The 14,275-nt window shown below is 36.0% G+C and carries 14 protein-coding genes; 12 read left to right on the top strand and 2 right to left on the bottom strand.

Translation table 11 applies throughout. The features are described 5' to 3' along the window. Window positions 1-285: 285 nt before the first annotated feature. From AC4HAN_RS03570 to AC4HAN_RS03560, 3 genes are all read left to right on the top strand, one after another. Complete coding sequence (locus AC4HAN_RS03570; protein WP_491091225.1) at window positions 286-501, top strand: Blp family class II bacteriocin; 216 nt, start codon at window positions 286-288, stop codon at window positions 499-501. A 1,249-nt stretch (window positions 502-1,750) separates the two neighbouring features. Beyond that, window positions 1,751-1,987, top strand: a complete 237-nt coding sequence (locus AC4HAN_RS03565; RefSeq protein WP_491091579.1) for a hypothetical protein — start codon at window positions 1,751-1,753, stop codon at window positions 1,985-1,987. 434 nt (window positions 1,988-2,421) lie between these two features. After that, the gene (locus AC4HAN_RS03560; RefSeq protein WP_491091224.1) at window positions 2,422-3,423 is read left to right on the top strand and encodes a DUF6568 family protein; all 1,002 of its coding nucleotides are present in this window, start codon (window positions 2,422-2,424) and stop codon (window positions 3,421-3,423) included. A gap of 123 nt (window positions 3,424-3,546) precedes the next feature. On the opposite strand, the gene AC4HAN_RS03555 is transcribed toward AC4HAN_RS03560, so the two are convergent. Continuing rightward, window positions 3,547-4,128: a TetR/AcrR family transcriptional regulator gene (locus tag AC4HAN_RS03555; RefSeq protein ID WP_491091223.1), complete on the bottom strand. Its 582-nt coding sequence runs from the start codon at window positions 4,126-4,128 to the stop codon at window positions 3,547-3,549. 136 nt (window positions 4,129-4,264) lie between these two features. Between AC4HAN_RS03555 and AC4HAN_RS03550 the strand changes: the two genes are divergently transcribed. The 9 genes from AC4HAN_RS03550 (at window position 4,265) to AC4HAN_RS03510 (ending at window position 12,963) form a co-directional block, all read left to right on the top strand. Next, on the top strand, window positions 4,265-5,245 hold the full coding sequence (locus AC4HAN_RS03550; RefSeq protein WP_491091222.1) for an NAD(P)H-dependent flavin oxidoreductase: 981 nt from the start codon (window positions 4,265-4,267) through the stop codon (window positions 5,243-5,245). Window positions 5,246-5,284: 39 nt separating this feature from the next. Continuing rightward, window positions 5,285-5,698: an Ohr family peroxiredoxin gene (locus tag AC4HAN_RS03545; protein ID WP_491091221.1), complete on the top strand. Its 414-nt coding sequence runs from the start codon at window positions 5,285-5,287 to the stop codon at window positions 5,696-5,698. A gap of 441 nt (window positions 5,699-6,139) precedes the next feature. Then, window positions 6,140-6,796: a hypothetical protein gene (locus tag AC4HAN_RS03540; RefSeq protein WP_491091220.1), complete on the top strand. Its 657-nt coding sequence runs from the start codon at window positions 6,140-6,142 to the stop codon at window positions 6,794-6,796. A 52-nt stretch (window positions 6,797-6,848) separates the two neighbouring features. Next, entirely contained in the window at window positions 6,849-7,856 is a 1,008-nt protein-coding gene (locus tag AC4HAN_RS03535; protein ID WP_491091219.1) for a hypothetical protein, read from the top strand. Then, window positions 7,853-8,044: a hypothetical protein gene (locus AC4HAN_RS03530; protein ID WP_491091218.1), complete on the top strand. Its 192-nt coding sequence runs from the start codon at window positions 7,853-7,855 to the stop codon at window positions 8,042-8,044. The genes AC4HAN_RS03535 and AC4HAN_RS03530 overlap by 4 nt, the downstream gene beginning before the upstream one ends. A 112-nt stretch (window positions 8,045-8,156) precedes the next feature. Next, entirely contained in the window at window positions 8,157-8,963 is an 807-nt protein-coding gene (locus AC4HAN_RS03525) for a Fic family protein (RefSeq protein ID WP_491091217.1), read from the top strand. A gap of 350 nt (window positions 8,964-9,313) precedes the next feature. Further along, window positions 9,314-10,300, top strand: a complete 987-nt coding sequence (locus AC4HAN_RS03520) for a DUF3644 domain-containing protein (RefSeq protein WP_491091216.1) — start codon at window positions 9,314-9,316, stop codon at window positions 10,298-10,300. Window positions 10,301-10,538: 238 nt separating this feature from the next. After that, on the top strand, window positions 10,539-12,383 hold the full coding sequence (locus AC4HAN_RS03515; RefSeq protein ID WP_491091215.1) for a P-loop NTPase fold protein: 1,845 nt from the start codon (window positions 10,539-10,541) through the stop codon (window positions 12,381-12,383). Between the two features lie 346 nt (window positions 12,384-12,729). After that, entirely contained in the window at window positions 12,730-12,963 is a 234-nt protein-coding gene (locus AC4HAN_RS03510) for a hypothetical protein (RefSeq protein ID WP_491091214.1), read from the top strand. Between the two features lie 95 nt (window positions 12,964-13,058). Here AC4HAN_RS03510 and AC4HAN_RS03505 read toward each other — a convergent pair whose 3' ends face one another. Next, window positions 13,059-14,213, bottom strand: coding sequence for a low temperature requirement protein A (locus AC4HAN_RS03505; protein WP_491091213.1), 1,155 nt, complete (start codon window positions 14,211-14,213; stop codon window positions 13,059-13,061). Window positions 14,214-14,275: the final 62 nt, after the last annotated feature.

The raw sequence follows: 14,275 nt of genomic DNA, 5'->3' as shown, positions 1-14,275 counted from the left end.
TTTTTTATTTGTCGGGGTGCTGGACCAATTCTTTTTACCTTTCCATTCTTTCATAAATCTGCCTTCACTATACCAAAAAAATTACAAGAATTGGAATGAATGTCGTGAACGCCCTGAAATATGTCGTGAATGGGGAAAATAGCTCTTGATTTTTCAATAAAATGACCATTCACGACCTATTTGATACCATTTACGACAATCACCACACAAACAGATTAAAATAAGTTATACTATAGGTGTTTCTTGGCCAAGGAACAAAATCAAAAATGAAAAAGGAGTTTTGTTATGAATACACAAGCATTTGAGCAATTTGAGACAATGGACATGGATCTGCTTTCCAAAATTGCTGGCGGAGGTACGGGAGCTTGCTTAGCATCTGCAGCAACCGCATTAGGACTCGGGGCTGCAGCGATTGGCTCATCTGTTGTACCGGCTGCAGCAATGTATTTGGGAGCACAAGCCTTTGCTACTGCTGCAAACTACCATTATTGTACACACTAATATCGCTGAAAAATGACTTTGATTAAATAAAATGAGAAATAATAATAAACTAGTTTCACTTGGCTTGTTGCCACTACCATTTGTTCTTGCCTGGCTGCTGTGGCCTATTTCGAAAATTTTGGCTATTATAGGATTCATACTGGTTACGGTAGCAAATATTTTGCTTTATTTTTCGGATAATAAATGATACAAAAAGATATATCTAAAGAATTTTGTAATGCCATAGATATTGTAATATTGCTAGTCATTTCTGACATAACCGCTGGTAAATTAATTATCCAATTTCTTAAAATATTTGTGCAGTTATTGTAGGAAGATCTATTTAATTAAAACAATTTTCTATCTATTATTATTAAGGGTGGAAAAATGGAGGGCGCCTGTTTAAGTGCAGGAGCGCTTGCATCATCTGCCCTACCAGCTGTTTCAATGTATCTTGGAGTGCAAGCTGTAGCTATTGGTGCCACTCTTTATTCTTGTTTGGGATGATAGCTAACTTTAAAGAATGGAGCGAATTTGAAAATGAAAAAAGGAAATCACAGATGACAAGCACTGGTACTTATGCCGGCTGCCTTTATGCTTGCTTGGGGCATGGGGCGGACCTGCTGGCATGGCAGCAGGATGCGCAGTAGGTATTGTAGAATCTTTTTTCTAGGACTATAACTAACTTCTATGGAACTCATTATTAAAGTTATTATCTTTTTCTTCTTTTTATTAATTTCAGTTTGTTTAAAAAAAAGAAAATGGTTCAATGATAAACAATTCTATTCGTTTGTTGTTGTTTTATTCATGATATTATTTAGCTATTACTTATTTGAGATTATAATAACATTTATAGAGTAAAGGTATTTATGCAATTAAGAAAATACCATCGTTCTATGTACGTTGATAATCCTGTTGCTAGGTGCCACAGTTTTAATGACTTCAAATTATTTATGGTAAATAGCGTTTGCAATTATTGGTATATTACTGTATTTAGCTGGTCTAGTAGTAAAATTTTGGAAGAAAAAGTAGGTTTGTATTGTACAATAACAGATGAAAAATAGTTATTGTACACTACTCAATATCTTAGAATCTAGGACAAACAGCTATAATGACTGTCTGTCCTGCTCTCTTTTACTGCTCACGACAAAATAAGGACCAGTCATGACACAGGAGGGCATGGTTTGAAAATTAGGATAATATCATCGGTTTGCCAAGCAGCTAAAATTAAATATTATGAAAACACAAGCATTTAAACCGTTTGAAGCAAATGGATAAAGATATAATTTCTGGAATTGCCGGCGGAGGCACGGGAGCTTGGGATGATAGATGTAATGAATCGAGTTTAAAAATGAAAAAAGGAAATCACAGACGACAGGCACTGGTACTTATGCCGGCTGCCTTTATGCTTGCCTGGGTGCTGTGGCCTATTTCAAAAATTCTAGCAGTTATAGGTTTTACAGTATTTGCAGCTGCCAATATTTTATCCTATTTTTTAGAAAACTAATATAGAAATTAAGCGCCTTCTCTAAGAATCACTGTTACAGTTCCTTAGTTATACAGCGCCTTGTTTTCATATTTGTGAATTTTTAAAAACGTTAATCAAAATGGTAAGATAATATTGAGGAAATTCCTAAAGGTTTCCCTAGTCTTATCTTAAGTTTTATTTGGCGTGAGAGCTTTGTCGTCTTCCGACAATATTTTTAGATTAGTATTAATTTTTACCTTTCTTCTCATGATTATCATTCCAATTTTGAAAGAAAAATAATTATATTTGATAAACGGAGGTCATATTGTCCCCTCTGAAAGTTAGTTTTTGTATCTAATTTTTAGGAGGGACAGGAAGGCTTCCGCTTTTTGCAAGTATGTGATTTTAGATCAAAGGCAGGATAATAAGCACCGATTTTTAAAATCACAAACAAATGAAAGGAAAAGTTATTTATGAATCACTATAAATCATTATTACTATTCTCAGCGACAGCTTTGTTATTAGTAGGAGGTAGGATTTACGCTGACGAAGTGAGTCAAAGTGTTGACCAAGGGCAAGTACCTGCAGCCGCTGCGCAAACCGATAGTCAAGAAAATCGACAAACTACGGAGCAACAGATTCTTCCAGCTGAGACGAATCACCAACAGAAACAAAACTTGCCAGCTCCTGAGGAAATTTCACAAGCTCAGGATGCTACAGAGAATCAGGATCAAACACCTACCTCCTTTGATCAAGAAGCCTCAAATCAGGCGGTTAAAGAACAACAGAGCCAACAAGCCCCTGTTACGGAATCTCAGGCGGCTACAGCAGTGACAGAGAGTGAGAGTACAGAAGGTCAAGAGTCCCTATCTATAGAAAAATACGAGGCAAATGTTGCCGACCTCAAACAAGTCACCATGGTTGATGTCTATCACATGTTTGATGACCAGGATGGTAATTACACCCTCTATATTGGTCGGCCAACTTGCCATTATTGTCGCGATTTCTCGCCAGTTGTTAAAGAGTTTTATGGAATGACTGGTGGACAGGTCTATTATCTCAATACCGATAATCCGGACTTTACACCAGCTTCTAAAGATTTTTTGAGAGGAAAGATTGGGGAATATGCTACACCGACTATCCTGCATCTGGAGAAGGGGCAAATTGTCTCTGGTCAGTTAGGCAGCGGTGGAACCGCTCAGGAACTGTACAATAAAGTCTTTCCTGCAGTTAGTACTGAACAAGCTGATGAAACACAAACACCGGCTGCACAAGATACCGCCCCTCCTAAAATAGCTCCTGAACCAGCCAATGCAGAACCAGATCCAACGACTGTTCCAGAACAATCTTTAACAAAGAATAAGGAGAAGCAGGTAAGTAGTGAGACGACGTTTGACAATAGTCATTTTCTTAAACAGGTGCTTGAACAAGCAAAATCATGGCTAACAAGCATTTTAGAAAAATGGAAGGCTTAAAGAGTAAAAGGTTATGATTAAGTCAACTTCAGCAGTGGCCATACAAAGGTACCCAAATAAGTTATACTATAGATGTTTCCTGACCAAGGGACAAAATTAAAAAAATGAAAGTAGAAAAACTTGTCACAAAGCTTTATAACAAGTTTCCATGGTCTGCCTGTGAATTGTAAAGAGCAGTTCCTTAGCGTCTGTATCGCTGATGTCAGGGTGCTTAAGCCATTCAAAAATAAAGCCGGTGATGGAAGAAGCCAGATAAGCATTGTTGAGACGGACAGCAGGACTGTCTCCTTTTTTCGATAGCTTTTGTGATCCAAGCATACACTTATCAAAAATGGTATCAGTAAACTGCTTCAGAAAAAGCCCCTTGTCGCGTGCAGCCAGAATGCTGATAGCTTTCTTATTTCTAGAAATACTGTCAATAATGCCATTAGTATAGGCTCGGTTTACGCTGTCATCAACTTGGCTGATGTGACTGACACGCGTTTCAAATGAGTCTGCCAAATTGTCTAAAATATCTGCCATAATGGTTTGATAAAGATCCTCTTTGACTTCATAGTGCAGATAGAAAGTATTGCGGCTGCACTGTGCTTGTTTGCAGATGTCTTTGACCATGATGTCATGGCAAGGTTTCTCCTCAATCAGTGTCAAATAGGCACTTTTGAGGTTTTTTTCTGTTTTGAGATATCTCAGGTCATTTTTATTCATAGGCCACCTCTTACTTATAGGACATTATACCATATAAAAGCAACTTATAGGACATTTATACATCATTTAACTATTGATTGGACAAAAGAAAACCCTTACAATAAAGCTGTAAAATAAATCACAAAGAGGTATTGAGATGAATCGCGTATCACAAATTTTAGGTATTAAAAACCCTGTTATTCAAGGTCCGCTAAACTGGCTGACAGATGGGAAGTATGCTGCTGCAGTAAGCCAAGCTGGAGGACTGGGCGTCCTTGGTTTTAACGCAGGACAGAAGGAAGCTGTCTATACAGTTGACGAAACGGTTGAAAATATGCGTCGGGAAATTCGTATCGCCCGCGAATTAACAGATAAACCATTAGGGCTGAATGTATCACCAACAGTTGAAGGTGAAGAGGATATGTTCGGCAGAGCTATGCTTGATTTGATGGTAGAAGAAGGGGTGCAAGTAGCCATAATGGTTGGAGATTTTTCACCTTATTGGACAAAACAATACCATGATAATAATATTAAAGTCGTGTTTAGAGCGCATACACCAACCGTTGAGAATACTGAAGAAGCTATTGAAGGCGGTGCTGATATTATCGTGGCAACTGGTTTTGATGAAGGCGGAACAGTTCCTAATAATGTGATTGGTACATTTTCAATTGTTCCCTTGATTGTTGATGCAGCCAAAGGCCGTGTCCCAGTCATGGCAGCTGGAGGGATTGCTGATGAGCGAACAGCAGAAGCTGCATTTGTGCTGGGAGCAGAAGGGCTCTTTGTTGGGACAGCCTTTATGATGGCAGAGGAATCTGTTTTAGCAGGAAATATTAAAGAAATGGCTCTTGAATCAGATGCTACTGATTTGCTGATGTATCGTACGGTTCCATCTTTCTATCGTTCATTACGGGGAGAACTTCCTGAGAAGTTACTGGAAATGAGCAAGGCCGGCGCTACAGAAGAAGAAATTTACGAGGCTCAGCATGCTTATATCGGTATGCGCGACGGGATGCTCTTTGGAGATCTCAGCAAAGGCTATGCATCCTTTGGACTTGGAATTTCCTTTATTGAAAAAGTCGAACCAGTTCAAGTGATTATGGATCGCTTAGTCAAGAATATTGGTAAATTCTTATAAAAAGAATAGAAGATTCCAATTTAAGAAAGCAGGGAAAATATGAAAAAAATTTTTTCAACAAAAATGATTAATACAGGTGGACGTACAGGTGAAGTTCACGCACCAGATAACTCCATTCAATTTCAAATTGTGCAGCCGGGACAAAAAGTAGCTGGTGCAACTAACCCAGAACAATTGTTTGCGGCAGGATTTAGCAGTTGTTTTAACAGCGCCCTCAGCTATGTCTTATCTAGTCAACAATTGACAAATAAGGCCACAGTTTCTGCGACTGTTTCTATGTATAACGTCAGTACTGGACCAGTACCGGACGTGGTTCTTGGTGTTGATATTGAAGGTCATATTGACGGTTTACCACTTGATCAAGCGCAAGCCTTATTAGAAGAAGCGCATAAGGTTTGCCCATATTCTCGGGCAGTTTCGGGGAATATTGAAGTGACGGTCAAAGCAGTCTGAGAAATTATCGCTAACGTTCAAAAACGTAAAAGTATAAAACGGATATCTTTACGTTTTTATGATATAATGGAGTAAATTTAGGTGGTAAAATGATGTCCCCTAGAAAGGATATTCTTACCATGTCTTACAAATTCCTACTTTTTGAAATTGATACAAATTAAAAATTAATATCCCTTGAAATCACTTGGTTTCAAGGGATATTTGTCTCTGTTGATATTTAGAAACAAATTAGACTAGACTGATTCTTATTGAGTGGTTTTATAGTTTGATTGGTTTTTAGAAATCGTTTTAATAGTATTAAATCGTTAAAAAATATTACTGAAATAGCTAAGTTAGAGTTTTTGATTCAATTTTGAGGACAAATCTTGATTAGGTATTTAATAACAAAGTTTACGTGGTATAATATAATTAGAATGAATACAATCAAAGGCGTAAAAAACTATGGGAAAATATGACGATGATTTTGGCTGGGGAACACTTTTAGGTGTTGGTGCTCTACTAGGTCTGCTCGGTTGGGCAAATTATAAAAGTTATAAAGCATCTACTGAAGCTGATCGAGGAAGAAGGGAAATTCCAATTGTATGGTCAACAGGCCTATCCGAAGAGGTTTTCGAGACTTTTTGTAGAAAATCCGCAAGGGAAATTAAAAGACTAAAGATAATTTCAACTGATGGTTTACATGTGAGATGCGAGGTGAAATCAAGTGGTGGAATTTCAACTTGGGAATTTAGTGCAGATTTTTATGATTATGGTAGTCTTTCAGGTAAATATTTTATAGGATATAAAGAAAATGATGATTCTACGATTCCAAAAGTATTTTTGGATAAAGTTGCTAGTAGAATAAGAGAAATCACTTATAACTATGAGGTAGCTGCTCCCTTGTCATCAGTAGATTTAATCGGACAAAACGTTAATGATGTGGAACATTTGTTTGTTAGTAGTGGCTACATAATGGTTCATACAACGCCCAGGGTTTTTAGGTTGTTATCTAAAAACGGTACTGTGACCGAGGTAAGGATAGATGGTGTTTCAGAATTTTATAAAGATCAAATTTTCAGAAGTGGTAGTGTCGTGAACATCACCTATTTAAAAAATTAAACAACTCCTTGCTACTTAGTTGCTTAATGAAAAATACGAGAGGTAATAAAAAATGGATGAAGGGATCCTATATTTTGGACCAGATGATTATGAGATTATCGATATCGAAGGTTATGAGACTAGACCTAAAGCAGTTATTAGCAAACTCCCTGAAATTGCCAAACCATTATTACGTAATGCCGATATTATTTTTTCTAAAGTAGAGAATTTACTTTACACTGCGCCATCATTTATTAACGTAGTTAAAGCCACTATCCCTGAAGAAACGTTACAAGCTGTATTATCCAGGGAACAAAAAGAAGCGATAGCAAAAGGGGCTTTAAAATTAATGACCAAGAAAGATGATTCATTAATGGCAACTTTGTTGAATACAGAAACTGGTAAAATTGCTGCCACAGTCCCTTTAAAATCTGTCGAACTCTCGCCAGAGATAACTCAAGCAACTACAAACTATGCCTCTCAACTTCAAATGGCTCAAATTGCAGAACAGATTGAAAATATACAGCTGGCAATTGAAGATGTTAGAAAAGGACAAGAGTCTGATAGACTAGCCATAGCATATAGTTGTCAACAAAAATTATTACAGGCTAGAGAAATTGTGAATCCACAGCTAAGGACGTCCATGTTACTTCAAGTAATATCGGATGCTGAGGATAGTCGAAATCTCTTGATGCTTAGCCAGAAATCGAATGTTGCCTTTATACAAGAACAGCCCGAAGATACACTTGGGAAATTTATTAAAGGAGAAAAACAAAAGAAAATCGATACCAGAATTAATGAGATAAGAGATGGCCTATCAGCAGTTAACTTAGCTTCACTATCAGCTGCTATGGCTTATAATGAATTGGGTGAGGAAAAGGCCGCTCAAAAAAGTCTTGAGTACTTTGCCCATTTTCTTAATGTGACTTATTTAACTACACCTCATTTAATAGAAAGATTAGATTTGCTTGATCCATCTCCAACGAATTATTGGACTGAAGAACTGCCCAAAATTAAGAGTTCTATTCTGAATTTACCGAATAATAATTTAAGTAAAATAGAAACTGAGGAATTAATATGACAAACAGTAATACTTGTAAAAAATGTGGCAGAAAACTACCGATAGATTATAGATATAAGAAATGTGAATCATGCAGAAACAAGAATATTGACGGTCTTAAAAAGTTTGGAAAAGTAATTGGTGGAGTTGCTGTTACTGCCATTCCTGTCATATTAAACAATGCTTTTGGTGGTAAAGATAAAAGTTAAACAATGCACCCCCTTTTTTTAACCCTTGCACCCTAGAAAGGAAGTATCAATAGCTCACAGATCCTTGGACAGGAAAAAGAAAAGGAAAGTCAGGCTCCAATCTACTGTACGCATGTACAATGATATTCGAAAGAATGACTTTCTCAAAATTGATAACCTTCAGTCCATCAGAACTATCTATGATCAGTTAACTGATGGTGAGATTGATAGCGAAGACATGCTGGATGGTGAGCTTTTCAGAGATAATCTGGTATCAATCATTGATGCTGCTAATAATAAGACCAAGCACGTTCCGCCCATATCTGAAAAACAAATCTTTGCCATGCTGCAATCATGGATTGGCTTTATCAATGATAAGACGGTGCCAGTGCTGATTAAGTCTTTTCTGGCTCACTATTTCTTTGAAAATGTCCATCCTTTCTACGATGGCAATGGCAGAACAGGCAGGTATATCCTAGCAAGATATTTAGCGCGCAAACTTGATATCTACTCAGGTCTAGTTATCTCTCAAAGAATCAATCAGGAAAAGAAGAAATACTACAAAGCCTTTAGCATCACTGGAGAAGCGGATAACAAGGCAGAAGGAACTTTCTTTGTCCAATCCCTAATGGAAATCCTCAAAAATGGTCAGCAGGACATTATCAATACGCTAGAAGAAAAGAAAGCTATCTTAGACGACTATTCTAACGATTTGGATTATTCTGACTACACCGAACTCCAAAAGCGAATCCTCTATCTCTTGCTTCAATCCAAGGTCTTTGTGGATGATCCAAATGAGGGTCTTTCAGACAATGACATCATAGAGCTCCTCTCACACGACTTTGCCAAACTTGCTATCAAAAGAGAAATCGACCACTTGGAAAAAATCGGCGTCCTAAAACTAACCGCACAAAGACCTAAAAAACACCTGCTCTTGTAAAACTCTCTAATTCAATATTTTCACAAGAATAAGAAACATGAGAAGTCGGAAGCAGCAGAACTACCAGCATTTCAATGAAGGTAGTTCTATTGCATGAAACTATGATTACTGGAAAAATAGACATTGGGAGATAATCATAAACTAGTTAAAGCAGCCCTTGATTTTGGGTTGCTTTTCAAATGTTTTCAATATAATCTTTCTTTTTTTTTGGAAAAGTAACAAAGTTTAAAGATAATAAGAATTGCTTGAAAAATTAAGCAAACCATCCTTTGAGAGGGGCAGAAGTGGTGGTATAATGGTATTGATATCTAGTCATTAATATAATTTATTAGAGTAAAAAGAGGTAGATAATGTCAAAAGAATCTCAATTGAAAGATAATTTAGTCGAAAAAAGTGTTGAAGCATTTATTATGGGTTTAGAAATTTACAATAAACCAACCATAAAATATAGAATAGAAGGATTCAGTTTCTTTATCTGCAATGCATGGGAATTGATGTTAAAGGCAGAGTTGCTAAATAGAAATCAAGATATTTACTATAAAGATAATCGCAACAGAACTTTGAGTTTAGAAAACACAATAAAGAAGATCTATTCTGATGAACATACTCGTATTCGTTTAAATTTAGAACGAATTATTGAACTTAGAAATATAAGTACCCATTTTATTACAGAGGATTATGAGCTTAAATACGCCCCCTTATTCCAAGCGTGTGTTTTAAACTATACAAATGAATTAATCAGATTCCATAAGAAAGATATTACACAAAGCATAGCACAAAACTTCCTAACAATTTCAGCAGAATATGAACCTCTGACGGACGAGCAAATCAGATTAAAATATCCTGCTGAGATAGCAGAAAAATTTATTCAACAAGCGAATGAAATTGATGTTTTGAGTAAAGAATACAGTTCTGATAAATTTGCTATTGATATTAGGCAGAAATTATATATAGAGAGGAAAAAAGATAAGGCTGACTTTACTGTTGCAATAAAAAATCAGTCAGATAATTCTGTTGCGATTGTTAAAGAATTAAAAGATCCTTCTAATACTCATAAATACTCCTATAGTAATGTAATATCTGTTGTAGCAGATAGATTGAATAAAAAGGGGATTAGATTATCTTATAGAAGTGGATTTAATCAGTATGTTTTAAATTTAATTATAGATTTTTACCATATTAAACAGAATGATAAGTTTGCATATAAACACACAATTGGAAAATCTGAACAATATACTTATTCACAGGCCTTTATTGAATTTATTGTTAAAGAAATAGGAAAAGACCCTCAAAATTTTGTTGAGAGTCTGAAAAACAGCAACACTAAAAAAAGATAACCCCAGGCACATAGGAATGCTCAGTGCATAGCACCTACCCCATTCTGGGACCCAGCGTTAATCCTTCACAAGTTATCTTTACTAAAATTATTTTAACATATGTAATTAATAATTCCAAGGATAATAATAAATTTTATAAAAATAATTGGCAAACTAATTATGATAGTTTATATTTAATAATTTAAAAACATTAAGTGGAGAAAAAACTTTTTCAAAGTATGATTGTATAGGAGGATGAATGAAAGATAAAAGTTTTATAGAACTTAAACATATTGATACTTCGGTAGCAGCTAAAAATTTCAGTAACTTGTTAAATGAGAATAAGACCTATTTTTTAAACGGTAAATGGGGTTCGGGAAAAACAGAATTTTTAAACGAAGTTCAAAAACATACGAAGAAAAAATTAGTTAACATTGATTTTTGGAAATTAAAGGATAGTAGAACAGCGATAGAATTAAGCTTAGCGAAGTTACATCCATTTATATATTGGGAGATTCGTCTCGCAACAGTACTAGCTGTAGTCGTTTCGATTTTAATGACTAATGTTGTTGATTTAGGGATAGGAGGGTATTTTTCAGGAAGCTGGATAAAACTATTTGGAAGTTTTATTGTCCTGATAGTCGCAGTTTATCAATTCTTTAGAATAAAATCAGATGATTTTTATGCTTGGTTACTACTAAAAATTCCTCTTATTAACAAAGTACTAGTCATTGATGATTTCGATAGAATTTCTGAAAATTGCCAAGAGGAATCTTATAAACTATTTGCCTTATTAAACAAGAAACTTCCCATTATATTTGTCGGTGATATTAACAGCATAAGTTTTAGCGGCAATGATTATTTATCTAAAATAATTGATAGGAGGGTTGAACTTCCCTTTGCTATACATCCATCCTCAATTTGGGATAGTTACTTTGAACAATTAGAGAAGAGTTTAAAAATAACTATTTCTCAAGAGTTCCAGCAATTTGTAAAAGATGAGTTACGAAATCTAAGGGATAGGAAGCATTTCAATGACTATGTGAACATGGAGTTCTTTGAGAGGGGAAAGTTTGGACATGTCCAAATAGAGCAGCAGTTACTTACCATCTATGTCTACTTATTCCATACAGACTTCTATCAAGGTTTGATTAATAATTTCAATAAAGATATTTCAGATATTTATGCTAAAGATGATGATAACCCTAATAAAGACTTACCATCAGTGATAATAAAGTTGCTATCTCCTGTAATGAAAAAACGTTTTTCTATGAATGGTGAATATCCTAGACCATTTTCAAAAGATAAACAAGCTTATTTCATTTATGAAGAAGCATCCAATATGACGGTTGAAGAGTTAGAAAAGTTGTTTTCGTCAGAAGAAGAATTAAGGAAAGCAATGTTGCTAGAGCGTGATACAGATTTTTATCAATATTTAACAGCAAAATATCTTAATTTTTCATCAGACCGAAAGAGAAAATTACTAAATTTAGCTTTATCTTACGTCCAACAATCTGTTAATAGTCCTGCTATTGAATATATAATTGCAGAAAAGTGGGAGCCGATAAAATCATCAGACCGTGATAAAATATTTGAATTTTGGGATAAAATTCTTGATGAAGCTAATTTTGATTTCTCGCAAAAATTATATCTATTGCAAAAGTATGGCATAATCAGTCTGCATGACTTAGGAGAAAAATTTCCAGATATTTCTATCACAGATAAAGATTATAATAAGGCTAAGAGAAAGGATCTAATTCTATTAATTTATATTTCTCATCAAAATTTATGGATGAAATTTGAAAATTGGGATGACAAGATTTGGAGTGCTATTAATATGTTAGATGATGATGAACAATATATTAATTTTTGGATATACCAAAAAGTTCTTTCTACAACTGATAAATATAATGATTTTGACTTCAATCCAGAAATAAGAAATTATTACTTATGTACTGGGCGATATGAATTTGATCCACCTCATGGATTTAGAGACTACCAGTCTATAGTTCTTTCTAAAATGTCTTCACGATTAGAAGAAATGAAAAACAGAGGTTACCGTTTTAAATCTGGTAATGATGAACAATATAAATTATCAAGTTAAAATACTCCTTTATATTAAGACACAAGCGCTGCACCCTGAACTTTTAGTAGAAGACTTCTTGGTTAGGTGCATAGAGCTTGTCCAAAAGCGTAAGTTGTGTTTACTCAAGAAAAATCATATTGGTTTTATTCAGTTTTTTAGAAAGCAAAACAAGTTTTTTGTTACATAAAGAATCATCAAATTCAATTAACCTTACGGTGTCCATTTACTGTCTGAATCATTTCCAAATGATGAGTTAGTAGATGGTAAGAAGGCTAACGGTGGGGAGTATCTACGTTTCGTTGCTTGAGCATTTACATCTCCCTTTAAAAGGAGTATAGTAATTAGGGTAAAGGAGTGAGAATATATGAATGCTGATGAGAAAATCATAGCTTTGGTCAAGCCTGAGTATATGGAGCGGATTCCGCGGTTGGTGCGCGGGCATGCGACTAAGGCGACCTGCAAGCTGATTGCGCGTGAGTTTCCGGAAGCTTATGCGGAAGCACAAAAAGAGGGCGAGTTGAGCCCCGAGGCTAAAGAAAGCCTGAGCTTAATCGTCAATGATATCTTTAAAGAGCGCATGGCTAAGCACAATCTTTGATTGTCCGAAATGGCAAATATTGCTACCTTTGAGCAGCTTTGCCGGCAGCGGTAAATCCTATAAAAAGCGAGCTTACTTTGAGCTCATTTTTTGTATTAAGAAAAATCTCTGAGATTTTTGGTTGGGTCGGGATGCGGGACATTGTGGCGCTCGCGTGAGCGATGGCGGTTGGCCATATTGATGCGCGTCATCAGTCTGTTTTGCAGGACCAGAATAAATGCGAGGGCAATCATATGGCGTCTGAGAAGAATCATGGCAACAGTGCCGATAAGAATTGTCAGTGCATACTCTATCCAAGCCTTCAGGTCAAAGCGGTAGAGGTCTTTATTGTAGCGAGAGGTGGCCAGAACTCCTGTGTAAAAGCTGAGAATACCGGCTAAAAAGAGAATAAAGCCGATAGTAACATGGTGTGAATCTGCTAAAAATTCAATGCCTACGGTAAAAATATTGATACCGATAAAGATAGGCAGATGGGCATAAAAAAGGGTTGCAGCGGTGGTCTCCTGATGATGGTTGATATTTAAGAAAGTCTGTCCCATATAAAAGACAAAGAGTGTTGCCATCCCTAAAAATAAGGTAGCTCCGGTAAAGGGTCTTGCCATAATCGGATAGGTTTTTATAATACCGATCACAGCCTCACCAAAGCTGAGAATAGTCACCAAGTGCAGCCGTTCAATAACATGAGGGAAGTTGACCAGCTGGCGATTGTAAAATTTAAGTCTGTAGACAGGCAGAATATTTGGCAGCAAGTAAACGAGAATGGTCCATCCGTTGATGGACAGAAGTCCCAGAGCAAAACCGGTTAAAGACAGGCTGTAAAGAAGTTGGGTAACGATATCCAGCTTGATATTATGGGTGAATCCTAATTTCCGTCCCTTTAAAAAATACTGCAGGGCAATGATTGCATAAGCCATCATCAGTAGCAGGTTAAAAAGCATAGCTTTAGGGCTTCCGGCATGGTATTGGCTGAGATCGAGGTTAAAATTGAGAGCGATATTGCCGACCACAAACATCAGTGCGATGACAGTATAGATGTCAATCAGCCGAGAATCGCCGTACTTATTGAAATAAAAAACTTCATTGTGCCAAATGTTAAAAATAATGATATTGGTCGTGATGAAGGCGACAATTTCCCCCAGACCGATATGATTGAGATGAATGGCTGATGTGAGCTGGCCCAGAGCCAGGACAACGGCTAAATCAAAAAACAATTCATAATTGGAGACACGTTTGGCTAAAAACTGAGACATATAATTTCCTTTCGTTCAAAAAGTCACAGGATATTCTACCAAAAAGCCGGCGGAAAGAAAAG

This window comes from Streptococcus sp. ELY_86 (assembly GCF_058314495.1).
The sequence above is the reverse complement of the archived record's forward strand: the minus strand, read 5'-3'. Positions and strand labels throughout refer to the sequence as shown.